This is a genomic window from Rhizobium sp. P1_E1 (assembly GCF_056406015.1).
Genome location: NZ_JBFUAY010000006.1, coordinates 57442 through 71698, shown reverse-complemented (window position 1 = coordinate 71698; position 14257 = coordinate 57442). Strand labels below are relative to the sequence as shown.

Genomic DNA, 14257 nt, shown 5'->3' with positions numbered 1-14257 from the left:
TGACGACGATTTAGGCCCGACGACGATTTGGGAATGACGACCGTGATGAACCGCCTGGCGCTGGCGCGCGACATATCAGGACTGGCCGCCATGCCGGGCATCGAGACATCGGTCCACGGCATTGCCGCGGTCTGTGATCCGCTCGGCGCCCTATATCTGCCCGATGCCGGCCTGCTCGTCGTTTCCGACCTGCACCTGGAAAAGGGCGCAGCTTTCGCCCGCCGCGGCATGATGCTGCCGCCTTACGATACGCTGGCGACGCTGACCGTCCTTGCCGCCGTCATCTCGCGTTATGATCCGAAGCTCGTCATCTCGCTCGGCGATAATTTCCACGACCGCATCGGTTCGAAGCATTTGCCGGAGAATTTCCGCACGCTGATCGTCAATATGGCCCGCGGCCGCGAATGGATCTGGATCAATGGCAACCATGATCCGGATGGCATCGTCGATCTGCCGGGCACATCCGCTGACGAGATGCATTATGCCGGCCTGACCTTCCGGCACGAGCCGAAGAACGGCTTGCAGAGTGGAGAAATCGCCGGCCACCTGCATCCGTCGGCGACCGTCCGCCGTCGCGAGAAATCCGTCCGCCGCCCCTGCTTTGCCACCGACGGCGCCCGCCTACTGATGCCGGCCTTCGGCGTCATGAGCGGCGGTCTCGACCTTCGCCACAAGGCGATGCACGGTCTTTTCGACCGGGGGTCGCTGATCGCGCATCTGCTTGGCAAGGACCGGATCTATTCTGTCAGATACGGCAATTTGTGGGGATAGCGCCTGTTATTTGAGGGCAGAGGGGCGGACATGGCACGCCCTCAACTATCCTCAATCGCACTCCTGCAACTGCCGCTGATACGTCCCGGCCATCCGCGCAAACTTCTGCGCCGTCTGCTGCAGCTGCCCGTTCGAGCGCCAGTCGCCGCGTTTGTATCCCGTCGGCCCGGAATAATAGGCGAGATAGAGATTATAGGCATCGTTCAGAGGAATGCCGGTCTCCACGCTGTTCTGGTAGTGATACCAGCCGATGAAATCGATCGCGTCGGCGAAGTTCGCCCGTCGCGCAGTCCAGTTCCCCGTCTGCGACTGATAGTGATCCCAGGTTCCGTCGAGTGCCTGCGAATAACCGTAGGCCGTCGAAGGCCGGGTCCAGGGAATGAAGCCGAACAGTTTGGTGCGCGGCGGCCGCGCATAGGGCTGGAAGCCGGATTCGGTATACATCGTCGCCATCAGGATCGGTACGGGCACGCCATATTTCTTCTCCGTCCGCTCGGCGGCACTCTGCCAGCTGGAGAAAAGCCCGTCGCGCTCGTCGAAGACGGCACAGATGTTCCTCGTCTGCTTCGGCGCCGTCGCGCAGCCGGCAAGCAGCGCGAGACCCATGGCCGTCAGAACGATACGAGTACGCATGACAAAACCTCTCGTTTCCGAGAGATTACTAACTCGTAAATGTTAAAAACCGGTTTTTAGTCGAATGCGAACTTCCCAGGCTGCTCTCTTGTGCGACCAGGGATGGATACCCTGGCCTGACCATCGGGACGGCATCGTGTCAAAATCTCAATGGGTGAGCGCCGCTAAGCCTTGACGGGCTCGTAGCGCAGGATCACCGCGCCGCCCTCCGTCGTCGAGGATTCGATGAGCTTCAGCGGCACCTGGCCCTCTGCCTGTTTGAAAAGCGGATTGCCGCCGCCGAGAATGACAGGCACCAGGCAAACCCTGATTTCGTCGATAAGCCCCGCTTTCAGCAGGCTGTCGGCAAGCTCGGCGCTGCCGAAGATGAAGATCGTCCTGCCGTCCTCCTGCTTCAGCCTCGTCAGTTCGGGGACCGGATCGTTGACGACACGGGCATTGTTCCAGCCGGGCTCGGTCATCGTCCGCGACACGGCGATCTTGGCGATGCCGTTCATATAGGCTTTGATCTCACCTTCGCCCTCGGCGCTTGGCCAGTAGGAGGCCATGCCCTCATAGGTCTTGCGGCCGAATACCAGCAGATCGCCTTCCCTCCCGAACTGTTCGGCATAGCGCTGCAATTCAGGTCCCCAGGCGAGATTGTGGAAGTCGATATCCCACGGCTTCGTGCCTTCGAAATAACCATCGAGCGTCATCAGGTTCCAGACAACAAGCTTTCTCATTTCCATCCTCCTTCTGAATTGCCAACCGAGATAAAACCGATTGCGAGGTGCAACTGGTTGAAACTAGATCGACTGATAGCGAAATGCAAGCGGTTTTTGGAGGCATGGATGAACTGCCGCCAAAACATCCGGGCAAGCAGCTGCCGCCGGGCAGGCTCCTCGTGCCCGGGTGTCTTGCCGAGCCTATTTTCAGGAAGAAATCCGCTTGAGCGCCTTGCGGCGGATCAGTCCTTACGGAAGATTAGGCTGGCACCCCAGCCGGTGATCACGGCGAGCAGCACCGCCGCACAGCCGTAGAGGATCGGCTGATCATGCGCCGCATCGGTGATCGTCTGCTCGATGCCGGTCTTGATGACCCGCAGCGGCAGCGATTTCTCGGTCACGAAAATGCCGCTCTTGAACAGATAGGCGCGCACGCTGTGCACCCCGTTCGGAATGTTTGCCGGCAGACGCAGGCTCGCTTTGAAGAGGTTGGAGGAAACGAACCGCACGCCGCTCGGATTGCGGTCATAGAGCCCGCCGCCCTGCTGCAGTCGCCGGAAGGCCTCGCGGAACTCGCCGAGATTGCTGCCGTCGCCGACGAAGCCGACCGGCGTCAGCGGAATGTGGTCGATGCCGATCCCCTGATCGATCAGGTCAAGCGGCGTCACGATGTCGTCGATCATGCGTGAACTCGACATCGAATAGGAATGCGGCACCGCTTCGAAGGTCATCGAGCGGGTGTTCACCCAGATGCCGAAGACGCGTTCCTTCTTGCGCACCGTCGCGTCCTCGCGCGGGCCTTCCAGCACCACGACCACGTCATATTGGCCGACGGCGAGCAGCAGCTGGTCGGTATTCGAGAGCGCCCCGAAGATGGTCAGATCCGCGCCGTGGAAATCCGAGGTGATGGCGATTTCGCTGGTCGACGTGCCGATTTCCAACCCTTCACGGACCGCCTCCGATGCCTGCCCCGGCAGCCACTGGGCTCCGGCAGAGGCCGGCAGCAGGCAAAGCAACGCGATGACGAAAACAAGCAGGCGCATCAGTTGCCCGCTCCCATCACCACCGAATAGACGTCGGCCGGCGCCACCACCAGCGCGATTGCAAGACGCAGGCCGACGGCAAGCACCAGTAGGCCGAGCAGGGCGCGCAGCTGCTCGCCGCGCAGCTTCTGGCCGACCCGCACGCCGTATTGCGCGCCGATGACACCGGCCACCATCAGGATGAAGGCAAGCACGATGTCGACGGAAAAGTTCGTCGCCGCCTGCACGATCGTCGTATAGGCGGTCACGAAGATGATCTGGAACAGCGATGTGCCGACGACGACATTGGTCGGGATGCGCAGCAGGTAGATCATCGCCGGCACCATGATGAATCCACCGCCGACACCCATGATCGAGGTGAGGATGCCGATCGCAAAGCCGAGTGCGACGATTGGAATGACGCTGAGATAGATCTTCGATTTCTTGAAACGCACCTTCAGCGGCAGCTTGTGCACCCAGTGCTGGTGGCCAGGCTTGCGCGGTGCGGGCGGTTCGTTGCGCGCTGCTCGCCGCATGGCATTGATGCTTTCGAGCAGCATCAGTCCGCCGACGGTGCCGAGGAAGACGACATACATCAGCGAAATGATCAGATCGAGCTGGCCGATGGCGCGCAGCAGCGAGAAGATCCAGATGCCGACTGTCGCCCCGGTAAGACCGCCGACCAGCAGCACCGTGCCGAGCTTGACGTCGAGCGAGCCGCGCCGGAAATGCGTGATCGCGCCCGATATCGACGACGCCACCACCTGGTTGGCGCCGGTCGCGACCGCGACGACGGGCGGGATGTTGTAGAAGATCAACAGCGGGGTGATGAGAAAGCCGCCGCCGACGCCGAACATTCCAGACAGGAATCCGACGGCCGCCCCCATGCCGAGAATGATGAAAATGTTCACCGACAATTCTGCGATGGGCAGATAGATTGTCACAGCCGACCCCGAATGATGACCGCTCCTGCCGGGCGGTTTCTTGTCACGTCCCCGTTCGAATGCGCACCATACTGTGAAATCGTTGCCAGAGGCTTTCGATCGGCCCCGTGATTAGCCATAGAGATTGGCGGAGAGATCGGTGGCAGAGGATTCGCCGGATGCGCGGATCGATATGTCCGGGCATAATCCGGCTTTTTTCAGGTTTTGTGACAGGCGACGGCAAAATTGGAAAAAGCCTTGCGGCCTACCGCATAATTTATCCTTAAATCGATTCCGATTGAAGGATAAATTAAGCAGTAATTCAGCGGGTTACAGCGTCAATTGCGCGTCTGAAAAGACGCGCGGCGCTGTAGTGCCGCCAGGCCCCTTTAGATCGCCTTGCTGCCCTGCTTGTTGTGTTCGAGCAGCGCCTTCACGGTCGCATCGGTCACCTTGCCGTCCGGCTCCTGCCCGACGGACTTCTGGAAGTTTTTGATCGCGGTCACGGTCTTCGCGCCCATTTCGCCGTCCGGCACTCCGGCGTCGAAGCCGTTATTGTTGAGGATCGCCTGGATGTTGCGGACTGCCTTCTTCATGTCGACGGTCGCCGTCTTCGCCCCGGTGCCTGCCCATTCGTCGGGGATGTCGATGGCGTTCGTGCGGTGGTCGACCGGCTCCGGCTTCCAGAGATCAGCCTTGCCGCGCGCCCGTTCGAGCTGGTCGGGCTTCATGGCTTTGGCCACTTCGTCGCGCTTCTGCGCCGCATCCTTGTCGCCGGCCTTGGCGGCGATCGCAAACCATTTGTAGGACTCTTCGAGATCCGCCGGAACCCCGTTGCCCCTAGCACAGAGGATCGCCAGGTTGAACTGGCTGTCGGTGATGCCGAGGTTCGCAGCCTTGGTGAACCACGAAGCGGCCGTTGCATAATCCTGCTGGCCCAGCGCGCCGGAGGCGTAGAGGACGGCGAGATTGTGCATGGCGCTGGCATTGCCCTGGTTGGCCGCCTGCTCGTAGAAGCCCTTTGCCTTGGCGATGTCGCGTTCGACGCCGTTGCCTTTCTCGTACATGCTGCCGAGCCGGTATTGCGCAGGCGCAAAGCCCTTGTCGGCCGCAAGCTGGTACCAGTTCGCCGCCTGCTTCTGATCGACCGTCATGCCGTTGCGGCCGTCGGAATAACGCGCGCCGATTTCGAACAGCGCCAGCGCATCGCCGCCGCTCGCCGCATCGGCAAGCGATTTCGGCTGGACGGTGTCGGGAATGGTGATGGCGGCCTGCGGTGCGGGTGCGGGAACGAAGCCCGATGTTTCCTGCGCTGCGCCGGACGGACCGGGAGGGGCAAGGGTCGCTGCCCCTTCGCCGTCAAGCGGCGTCATGTCGGTCAGATGGTCACCACCGGCCGGTGGGGTTGCTTCCGGCTGCGCCTGTTCGGCGGCGGGCGGAACAGCTTCCATTGCCGGAGTGGTCGTTCCGAGAGCGGCGGCATCCGGCTGGGCAGGTGTCGCTTCAGGCAAGGCCGCCGCCGGGTTTTCCGCAGCACCGGTCAGTGCCGAGACTTCCGCTGGCGGCTGCGGCGCGCGCTCGCCGCTCGTCAGCGTTCGGGCAAGTGGAAAGGCCATGATGGCGAGCAGCACGGCGCCGACCGCCAGCAGGATCGGCCGCCGGTAGCGCGAAAAGGCGCTGGTCTTGCCTGTCTTGTCAGAAGCCTTGCCGGCCTTGTCGGCGGTCGCGCCTTTCTTCTCGGCCTTGACGGCTGGCTGCTTCGGATTGGCATCCACCTCCATCGCGGCCGCCTGCGCCGCACGGCGCGCAGCAGCGATGTAATCGGCGCGATCGGTTTCGCCGGCAGGTTTGCCGCGTGCCGCACTCTGGCTGGCGCGAACCCGCTCAAGGATCTTCTTCACGTCAGGTGCGCCCGAGCCCGGCTCGAGCAATTCGTTCGACGCATCCGTCGGCACCACGTCGGTGGGATCGATCGACGGCGCGGGGTCGATCATCGGACGTTCGCTCGCCCGGCTCTCGGCTTTCTTGCCGGGCAGCAGCCGCTTGCCGAGGCTGGCGAGCAGGCTGGCCTTCGCCGGGACCTGTGCCCGGGCCGCTGTCGCAGCTTCCGTCGTCCTGGTCGCGGCTTCGATGGCGATCGCGCTCGTTCCGCTCATGGCGGTGGCTTGCGCCGGGGCGGCAGGTTCGGCTGCGACCTCGGCCGTGCGGATAACAGGAGAAGCCTTCGCTGTCGGGGCAGCGGCCGGCGTCCGGGCCATCTCCGCTTCGGCCACCATCAGCGCATAGGGATCGACATCGAAATCGACGTCGGCGACCGGCATCTGGGCGACCGGCCGGCCGCGATCTTCCATGCCGTCGAGGCGATCGGCGATATGCACCAGCGTCTCGTGCAGCGCCGTGAAAGTCTTGTGGGTGCGTTCCTCGCTGTCGCGGCTGATATCCTCGAGGTGGCGAAGATCCTCGGCCAGCGCCGTCAGCGCCGACATGTCGGCGGCGGGCATGACACCCTGCGGACCGCCATGGCGCGAATAGGCTTCGACCACGGCCTCTGCCGCCTGGCGTGCCGCCTCGATGATATATTCATCGCTCGTCGCCATATAGTCTTCGATCGCGCCCATGCGCTGATCGAGTTCGGGGGGTATTACGGCGCTCTCGCGCGGCGCGCTCATCAGTGCCGAAAGATTGGCGATCTGGTCTTCGAGGTTCTTCAGTGCGCGCGGATCGGTCGGCGCTGCCGATGTGCTTTCCTCCAGCCGGGCGGCGATGTCGCTCAGCCGTCCTTCGAGGCGCCGGAAAGCGCCGTCGTCGGCCACAGCGGCAGGCGCCGGCGCCTGCTGCTGATGGGCCATCTCGTCGATGCGCCGGGCGAGATGGTCGAGCCGCTGAGCCAGCACATCGTTGACGGCGCCGTTCTCAAGCGCGTCGATCTTGCGGGAAATATCGGAAAGCGGGCCGGTAAGGTCGGGCTGCGGCGCCGTCTCCTGCGTGCGCTCCAACAGATAGGAGAGATGTTCCAGCCGTTCGTCGAGCCGCGACGTCGCTTCCGCCTTGGTCAGCTCCTCGACGCGTCCCGTCAGCGCCTCCAGCCGCATCGCCAGCTCGTCGGCCGGGTTCACGCGGTTGGCTGCGTCATGGCTCATCAGGTCGATCTGATCGGCCAGCGCCGAAAGCCGGCTTTCCAACCGCTGCATCAGGCCCGGATCATTGGTGGCGGCCGTGCGCCCGCTTGCCGCGATCGCCCGGCTGATCTCGTCGAGCCGCATATCCATGGCGGCGAACTGTTCGGACATCACCCGGTCGTGCGGCTGGATCATATTGCCGAAATGCTCCATCGCCGTGGCGATCGAGATCAGCTTGTCTTCCAGCGCCCGAACGGCCGGGCTTTCGCCCATGCCGCCGATATGGCGTTTGATGTCGTCGAGCCGATAGGCGAGCGAAACGAGCTCTTCCTGCAGCCCTTCGGTATCGAGCGCCGCAAGCCGGTTTTCGAAACCGTCCCAACGGTTTTCCATGTGGCGCAGCGAATCCTCGCGCGCCAGCCCGTCCATCAGCGAGCGCAGCTCTTCGAAATCCTCGCGAAGGCCGGTGGCCTCCGGCGCGGCGGAGCGGCCGGTCAGCTGGGTGATGCTCTGGGCAAGGCGGCCCATATCGGCGCGCATGTCGTCGGCGAAATGGCCGTCTCCGGCATTTGTCTTGATTTCGCGCAGCTCGGCGCGCAGCGCGTTCATCTCGCGGGTGACGCCCTCGGAAATGTCGCGCTTCAGGTCCTGGCGCAGGTTGACGAGCGCCTGGGCGATCTCCGTCATCGTGTCGTCGCCGGCGCGGAAGACGGGCGCCGGCACTGGGGCGGCGGCGCGGGGCGTGGGTTCACGAAGCTGCGGGGCCTGTTCGCGTGCGTAGGGCCGTTCGCGGCCGGCTTCGAGCGTGCGCTGGCGTTGACGGATTTCGGCGAGCGGATCCGGCCGCGGCTCTGGTGGGGCCTTTGCGGGCCGGGGAGCGTGGGAGCCGGCATATGGGTCGCGCTCGGCCGTTGCCGTGCGCGGCCGCTGCTCGCGCCCGCTGCCCATCAGCCCTTCGATGCGTGCCTCCAGCCCTTCGATCGTGCGGTTCAGCGCATCGAGCGAGGTCCTGTCGGACTGTCGGGAAGGATTTGATCGCGATCCGTTCATCTTCTTGCTCGCTTCGACTGCTCGACCTCTCGTCAGAGCTCGATCTTTGGCTTTTCCGTCTGCTGCCCGCGTCTTTACGCGGACCGGAGCGCATCATTCATAAGACGATAGTCAATTAGACTTTCCTCAAGCTGAACGATGTAGCGGCATCTCTTAGGAACGCGAGACTGGGGAAAGGAATGCGGATCGCTACTGCTCAATCCGCACCTTTCACGAAACGTGGTAAACAAGCCGTTAATGCCGATGGGAATTTTTTAACGTTTGTGTTCCAAACGCCGTTTTTGGCGGCAATTGCCCCCGAACGCGTCACATCGAATGGCGACGGCGCGTTCAGGCGGGCCTGGGATATTGCAGCTCGATCTTCACGCCTTCGGGCCCGTAGACGAAGACCTGGCCGAGATCGGTGTCGGGAATATCGTAATATTCGTAGCGATAGCCGCCCGCCTTGATGCGTTCCAGCGCCGGCCCGAATTCGTAAAGGCTGAAGGCGACATGGTTGAAGATGCCGGGTGGAAAATCGGTGCTGCGCGATGTCAGGCTGAGATGGATGACCGGGCGGTCGTCCAGATAGAGCCAATGGCCGGGCGAGGGAAAGGGCGGCCGATAGCCTTCCCTGACGCCGAGCACGGCTTCCAGGAAGCCGATCATCCCAGGCGCATCGCGGGTCTCGATGGTGACATGGTCGAGGCGCGGCATTGGTATCCTCCCAGCCAGCGTTGACGGCAAAGTCTAGCCTGTTTGAAACCGCCGCGAAAGTTGCCTTGTCCGCCGTTAGCAGGGGCTTAGAAGCTCTCCGTCCAGGGCCGGACTTCCACCTCCAGCGACCACGCACTGCGGTGCTGGCGAAGCACGTCGACATAGGTCTGGGCGATCGCCTCCGGCAGCAGCGTGCCATCCGGGCTATCTGCCCGGTCCGGCCGGATCTGCGAGCGCACGGCGCCGTCGATGACGAAATGCGCGACATGGATACCCATCGGCCCGAGTTCGCGGGCTGCACTCTGGGCAAGGCCGCGCAATGCGAACTTGCCCATGGCGAAGGGGGCCGATTGCGCAAAGCCCTTCACGCTTGCCGAGGCGCCGGTGATGAGGATGGCGCCGCGGCCGCGCGGAATCATCCGCCGCGCCGCCTGCTGCACCACCAGGAAACCGCCGAAAGCGGTGGTCGCGATAGACTTCTCGACCTCGGCGGGATCGAGTTCGGCGAGCGGGCCGCGCAGGCGGGCGCTGGCATTGAAGATCACCACGTCAGGTCCGCCGATTGCGGCAGCGGCCTCGTCGAACAGCGCTGCGACGCTCGCCGGCTGTGAAACGTCTGCTGTAAAGGCGCTGGCGCCGGTCTCCGCGATGAGCCCTTGCAGTTTCTCGATATTGCGGGCGGCGAGCCCGACGTTGACGCCCTGCGCCGACAATTGCCGGGCAAGCGATGCGCTGATGCCGGAGCCGGCGCCGACGATGAGTGCGCTCTCATAGGGAAAGTCGGTCATGATATCTTCCTCGATGGATCGTCCTGATGACGTAGGAAGCCCGGACGGTTTGCACCACCACTCGACTGGAATTTCAGTGCGATTGCGCCGAATCGATCGAATAGGCGCTGATGCGCGAGAGATGGATGAAGGAAAGGCCGGTTTCCCCCGCCCAGTCGTTGAAGGCCTGCTGGATCGACTGCTGGTCCTTCTTCGTCGTGCCCGACGAGGAGAGCGACACGCCGGCGGATCTGAGGCAGGCGAGCACGTCGATCGTGGCAATGAAACTGTCGCGGCCGATGCCCCGCAGGAAATATTGCCCGGTCATGCCGCCGAGCCGGTTGCCGCGTTTGCTCAACAGGTCGAGAAGCCCGATCTGGTCGTCCCGTGGCCAGTCGGCGAAGAAGACGCCGGCGCTGCCATATTCCTTCGCCAGTTCCCGGATGAAGGCGGCATTGGCCCGAACCGACATGATCTTGGCGCCATTGCGGATGATCCGCTCATCCGACGTCAGGGCGTGCCAATAGTCGTCGGGCGCGATATTCAGCGTCGCCGGATCGAAACCGGAAAACGCCGCTTCGAAACCCGGCCATTTAGCATCGATCACCTTCTGGACGAAGCCGCTGTAGAAGATGCGTCGCGTCATATCCGCCAGGATACGATCGTCGGGCATGGCGCGCAGCCGCTCATGATCCGGCCGGTAATTTTCCAGCAATGCCTGAAGTGCAGCCGCGCCGCCTTTTCGCTCCTCGGCACGCTGTCTTATCGCCTCGAAACTGATCATGCCGGCGGCCCTCGTGAAACATTGCCGCGATTGCGGCTTGAAAGACGCCTCAGCTTATACGCCGTTCTGCGGTGGACAAGGAAGATGAGATGGCGTCTCCTCCCAGCGCCGCATGCCCGCGGATTCGCGCTCTCGAATTTTTTCATGAAAAGACTTCACAACTGCAGAATTTGACGTTTACGCAAACGTCAATATTTTGTAAGACAGTGCCCAAGGCCGGCGCGAGCCGGTCAGCCGAATGGGAGGAATTCGAGAGATGCCAGTCTACAAGGCCCCGGTGAACGATACGCTCTTCGTCCTGAACGACGTGCTGGGCCTCGAACGCTACAACAATCTGCCCGGTTTTGCCGACGCGACCCCCGATATGATCGAAGCGATCCTCGGCGAGGCCGGACGGGTTGCCGAGGAAGTTCTCTTTCCGCTGAACTATTCCGGCGATCAGGAAGGCTGCACGCGCCACGATGATGCCAGCGTCTCGACGCCGAAGGGCTTCAAGGAGGCTTACAAGGCCTATCGCGACGGCGGCTGGATCGGTCTTGCGGTGCCGGAGGAATTCGGCGGGCAGGGGCTTCCCTACACGCTGCATACCGCCGTCGGCGAATATACCTCGGCCGCCAACATGTCGCTGATGATGTATCCCGGCCTGACCCAGGGCGCGATCGCCGCGCTGCTCGTCCACGGCTCCGACGAGCAGAAGGCCACCTATCTGCCGAAGATGGTGGATGGCACGTGGTCCGGCACCATGAACCTGACCGAGCCGCATTGCGGCACCGATCTCGGCATGCTGCGCACCAAGGCAGTGCCGCAGGCTGACGGCAGCTACAAAATATCAGGCCAGAAGATCTTCATCTCCGCCGGCGAGCATGACCTGACCGACAATGTCATCCATCTGGTGCTCGCCCGCATCGAGGGTGCGCCTGAGGGCACCAAGGGCATCTCGCTCTTCATCGTTCCGAAATTCCTGGTCGGCGACGACGGCGCGCTCGGCGCCCGCAATGCTGTCTCCTGCGGCGCGATCGAGCACAAGATGGGCATCCACGCCAATGCCACCTGCGTCATGAATTACGACGAGGCGAAGGGTTTCCTGATCGGCGCCGAAAATCGCGGCCTCAACGCTATGTTCGTAATGATGAACGAGGCTCGCCTGATGGTTGGCCTGCAGGGCATCGCCATTTCCGAGATCGCCTATCAGAACGCCGCCAGCTATGCCCGCGACCGCATCCAGGGCCGCTCGCTGTCCGGCCCCAAGGCGCCGGACAAGAAAGCCGATCCGATCATCGTCCATCCGGATATTCGCCGCACGCTGATGACCATCCGCGCCTTCAACGAGGCCGGCCGCGCCTTCCTGCTCTGGACTGCGCTCAAATCTGATATCGCCCACCGCGCCACCGACGAGAAGGAGCGCCAGACGGCCGACGATATTCTCGGCCTCGTCACCCCGATCCTCAAGGGCGTGATGACCGACAAGGGCTTCGATCATGCCGTCATGGCCCAGCAGGTCTTCGGCGGCCACGGCTATATCGAAGAACACGGCATGAGCCAGTATGTGCGCGATGCCCGCATCGCCATGATCTATGAAGGCGCCAACGGCATTCAGGCGCTCGATCTCGTCGGCCGCAAGCTGGCCCTGAACGGCGGCCGCGCCGCCATGGCCCTGTTCAAGGAAATCGGCGATTTCTGCGAGGAGAACCGCAGCAACGAAAAGCTCTCCTTCTTCACCAAGCATCTGAAGAAGGGCTTGAACGACGTCCAGGGCGCGACCATGTGGTTCATGCAGAACGCCATGGCCAAGCCCGACAATGCCGGCGCCGGCTCGACCGACTACATGCACCTCTTCGGCCTCGTCATTCTCGGCTATATGTGGGCGAAGATGGCGAAAGCCGCCGAGGATGGCCTTGCATCAGGCGATGCGGCTCGCGAGGATTACCTGAAGAACAAGCTGATCACCGCCCGCTTCTTCATGGAACGCCTGATGCCGGAAACCGCGCTTCGCAAGGCTCGCATCGAGGCCGGCGCCGACACGATGATGGAACTGGCCGCCGAAGCGTTTTGATTGTGCCCCTCTTCTCCCCAGCGGGGGTCCGAAGGACGGGTCGAGACCGGTGGCTCGACCCAGGCAGAGGTGGCCTGTTGGGCGAAAGAGGGAAGAACGAAATTCACCGGCGCCGCCGCGCCGTCAGGGAGATGAGGAAATGACCGAGGTTTTCATTTACGACCACGTGCGCACGCCGCGCGGCCGTGGCAAGAAGGACGGCGCCCTGCATGAAGTGCCCTCCGTCCGCCTCGCGGCAAAGACGCTGGAGGCAATCCGCGACCGCAACGGGCTGAATACGGACACGGTCGACGACATCATCATGGGCTGCGTCGATCCGGTCATGGATGCCGGCGCCGTCATCCCCAAGGCCGCCGCCTTCGAAGCCGGTTACTCCACCAAGGCGCCCGGCATGCAGATCTCCCGCTTCTGCGCCTCCGGCCTCGATGCCGTCAATTTCGGTGCGGGCAAGATCGCGCAAGGGGCCGACGACATCGTCATCGCGGGCGGCGTGGAAAGCATGTCCCGCGTCGGCCTCGGCATGTCCGGCGGCGCCTGGTTCATGGATCCTTCCGTGAATTTCCCGGCCTATTTCATGCCGCAGGGCGTCTCGGCCGATCTGATCGCCACCAAATACGGCTTCAGCAGAACCGATGTCGACGCTTACGCGGTCGAGAGCCAGAAGCGCGCTGCCCATGCCTGGGAAGAGGGCTGGTTCGACAAGTCGGTCATCCCGGTCAAGGACCAGAACGGCCTGACGATCCTGGCAAAGGACGAACACATGCGCCCCGGCACCGATATGCAGGCGCTCGCCTCCCTCAATCCGTCCTTCCAGATGCCCGGCGAGATGGGCGGCTTCGAGGCCGTCGGCATCCAGGCCCATCCGGAGATCGAGCGCATCAACTATGTCCACCATGCCGGCAATTCCTCCGGCATCGTCGATGGCGCCAGCGTCGTCCTGCTCGGCTCCAAAGCCGGCGGTGAGAGCATGGGCAAAAAGCCGCGCGCCCGCATCAAGGCTTTCGCCAATATCGGCTCCGATCCGGCCCTAATGCTGACCGGGCCCGTCGACGTCACCGAGAAGCTGTTGAAACGATCAGGCATGAGCCTGTCCGACATCGACCTCTTCGAACTCAACGAGGCCTTCGCTGCCGTGGTGCTGCGCTACATGCAGGCCTTCGACATTGACCATGACAGGATCAACGTCAATGGCGGCGCCATCGCCATGGGCCATCCGCTTGGAGCCACCGGCGCGATGATCCTCGGCACGGTGCTGGACGAACTTGAACGCCGCGACCTCAACACCGCGCTGGTGACGCTCTGCATCGGCGCCGGCATGGGTACCGCAACGGTTATCGAAAGGGTCTGACGATGGGCTTCAACACCGGCACGATCGAAACCGAATATGCCGAGGTCACCGAGCATTGGTCGCCCCGCGTCATCGCCGATCTCAACGGCCAGAGCGTCAAGCTCGCCAAGGTCCAGGGCCAACTGACCTGGCATTCCCACCGCGACGAGGACGAGCTTTTCCTCATCTGGAAGGGCTCGCTTACCATCGAATATCGCGACCGCCCGCATGTGCATCTCAAGGCCGGTGATTTTCATGTCGTGCCGAGAGGAGTCGAGCATAATCCGGTTGCGCCTGAGGAATGCTGGATCGTGCTTTTCGAGCCGTCGCAGACCAAGCACACCGGCGATGTCGTCACCGAAAAGACGAAGACCTTAGACGCGCAGCGCAGCCATTTGCCGGCCTGAT

12 protein-coding genes are annotated in these 14257 nt (G+C 63.0%); 4 read left to right on the top strand and 8 right to left on the bottom strand.

The features are described from left to right. The first annotated feature begins 45 nt into the window (after positions 1-45). Positions 46-771 carry a ligase-associated DNA damage response endonuclease PdeM gene (gene pdeM / locus AC1D1Z_RS04515; protein WP_032998281.1) on the top strand — a complete coding sequence of 242 codons (726 nt, stop codon included), beginning with the start codon at positions 46-48 and terminating at the stop codon, positions 769-771. 51 nt (positions 772-822) lie between these two features. On the opposite strand, the gene AC1D1Z_RS04510 is transcribed toward pdeM, so the two are convergent. From AC1D1Z_RS04510 to AC1D1Z_RS04475, 8 genes are all read right to left on the bottom strand, one after another. Beyond that, a complete protein-coding gene (locus tag AC1D1Z_RS04510) occupies positions 823-1404 on the bottom strand; it encodes a transglycosylase SLT domain-containing protein (RefSeq protein WP_018447621.1) in 582 nt (193 codons plus the stop codon). Positions 1405-1568: 164 nt separating this feature from the next. After that, complete coding sequence (locus tag AC1D1Z_RS04505) at positions 1569-2126, bottom strand: dihydrofolate reductase family protein (protein WP_130750691.1); 558 nt, start codon at positions 2124-2126, stop codon at positions 1569-1571. 224 nt (positions 2127-2350) lie between these two features. Beyond that, the gene (locus tag AC1D1Z_RS04500; RefSeq protein ID WP_130750693.1) at positions 2351-3151 is read right to left on the bottom strand and encodes a TIGR02186 family protein; all 801 of its coding nucleotides are present in this window, start codon (positions 3149-3151) and stop codon (positions 2351-2353) included. Beyond that, positions 3151-4074 (bottom strand): sulfite exporter TauE/SafE family protein, encoded by a 924-nt coding sequence (locus AC1D1Z_RS04495; protein ID WP_017966911.1) that lies wholly within the window; start codon positions 4072-4074, stop codon positions 3151-3153. Before AC1D1Z_RS04495 ends, AC1D1Z_RS04500 begins: the two co-directional genes overlap by 1 nt. Positions 4075-4442: 368 nt before the next feature. Next, positions 4443-8222: a peptidoglycan-binding protein gene (locus AC1D1Z_RS04490; protein ID WP_130750695.1), complete on the bottom strand. Its 3780-nt coding sequence runs from the start codon at positions 8220-8222 to the stop codon at positions 4443-4445. Positions 8223-8552: 330 nt separating this feature from the next. Continuing rightward, a complete protein-coding gene (locus tag AC1D1Z_RS04485) occupies positions 8553-8918 on the bottom strand; it encodes a VOC family protein (RefSeq protein ID WP_018447618.1) in 366 nt (121 codons plus the stop codon). A gap of 86 nt (positions 8919-9004) precedes the next feature. Continuing rightward, the gene (locus AC1D1Z_RS04480; RefSeq protein WP_130750697.1) at positions 9005-9706 is read right to left on the bottom strand and encodes an SDR family NAD(P)-dependent oxidoreductase; all 702 of its coding nucleotides are present in this window, start codon (positions 9704-9706) and stop codon (positions 9005-9007) included. A gap of 73 nt (positions 9707-9779) precedes the next feature. Further along, on the bottom strand, positions 9780-10469 hold the full coding sequence (locus tag AC1D1Z_RS04475) for a DNA-3-methyladenine glycosylase I (protein WP_018447616.1): 690 nt from the start codon (positions 10467-10469) through the stop codon (positions 9780-9782). Positions 10470-10725: 256 nt separating this feature from the next. Between AC1D1Z_RS04475 and AC1D1Z_RS04470 the strand changes: the two genes are divergently transcribed. From AC1D1Z_RS04470 to AC1D1Z_RS04460, 3 genes are all read left to right on the top strand, one after another. Continuing rightward, positions 10726-12522, top strand: coding sequence for an acyl-CoA dehydrogenase C-terminal domain-containing protein (locus tag AC1D1Z_RS04470; RefSeq protein ID WP_130750699.1), 1797 nt, complete (start codon positions 10726-10728; stop codon positions 12520-12522). 139 nt (positions 12523-12661) lie between these two features. After that, positions 12662-13870: an acetyl-CoA C-acetyltransferase gene (locus AC1D1Z_RS04465; protein ID WP_018447614.1), complete on the top strand. Its 1209-nt coding sequence runs from the start codon at positions 12662-12664 to the stop codon at positions 13868-13870. 2 nt (positions 13871-13872) lie between these two features. Then, a complete protein-coding gene (locus tag AC1D1Z_RS04460; RefSeq protein ID WP_130750701.1) occupies positions 13873-14256 on the top strand; it encodes a cupin domain-containing protein in 384 nt (127 codons plus the stop codon). Position 14257 lies beyond the last annotated feature (1 nt).

What these genes read in the sequence shown, in the direction of transcription:
- AC1D1Z_RS04510 (WP_018447621.1), bottom strand. Translation starts at nt 1,404, where the DNA reads ATGCGTACTCGTATCGTTCTGACGGCCATGGGTCTCGCGCTGCTTGCC.
- AC1D1Z_RS04460 (WP_130750701.1), top strand. Translation starts at nt 13,873, where the DNA reads ATGGGCTTCAACACCGGCACGATCGAAACCGAATATGCCGAGGTCACC.
- AC1D1Z_RS04475 (WP_018447616.1), bottom strand. Translation starts at nt 10,469, where the DNA reads ATGATCAGTTTCGAGGCGATAAGACAGCGTGCCGAGGAGCGAAAAGGC.
- AC1D1Z_RS04490 (WP_130750695.1), bottom strand. Translation starts at nt 8,222, where the DNA reads ATGAACGGATCGCGATCAAATCCTTCCCGACAGTCCGACAGGACCTCG.
- AC1D1Z_RS04480 (WP_130750697.1), bottom strand. Translation starts at nt 9,706, where the DNA reads ATGACCGACTTTCCCTATGAGAGCGCACTCATCGTCGGCGCCGGCTCC.
- AC1D1Z_RS04500 (WP_130750693.1), bottom strand. Translation starts at nt 3,151, where the DNA reads ATGCGCCTGCTTGTTTTCGTCATCGCGTTGCTTTGCCTGCTGCCGGCC.
- pdeM (WP_032998281.1), top strand. Translation starts at nt 46, where the DNA reads ATGAACCGCCTGGCGCTGGCGCGCGACATATCAGGACTGGCCGCCATG.
- AC1D1Z_RS04485 (WP_018447618.1), bottom strand. Translation starts at nt 8,918, where the DNA reads ATGCCGCGCCTCGACCATGTCACCATCGAGACCCGCGATGCGCCTGGG.
- AC1D1Z_RS04505 (WP_130750691.1), bottom strand. Translation starts at nt 2,126, where the DNA reads ATGAGAAAGCTTGTTGTCTGGAACCTGATGACGCTCGATGGTTATTTC.
- AC1D1Z_RS04465 (WP_018447614.1), top strand. Translation starts at nt 12,662, where the DNA reads ATGACCGAGGTTTTCATTTACGACCACGTGCGCACGCCGCGCGGCCGT.
- AC1D1Z_RS04470 (WP_130750699.1), top strand. Translation starts at nt 10,726, where the DNA reads ATGCCAGTCTACAAGGCCCCGGTGAACGATACGCTCTTCGTCCTGAAC.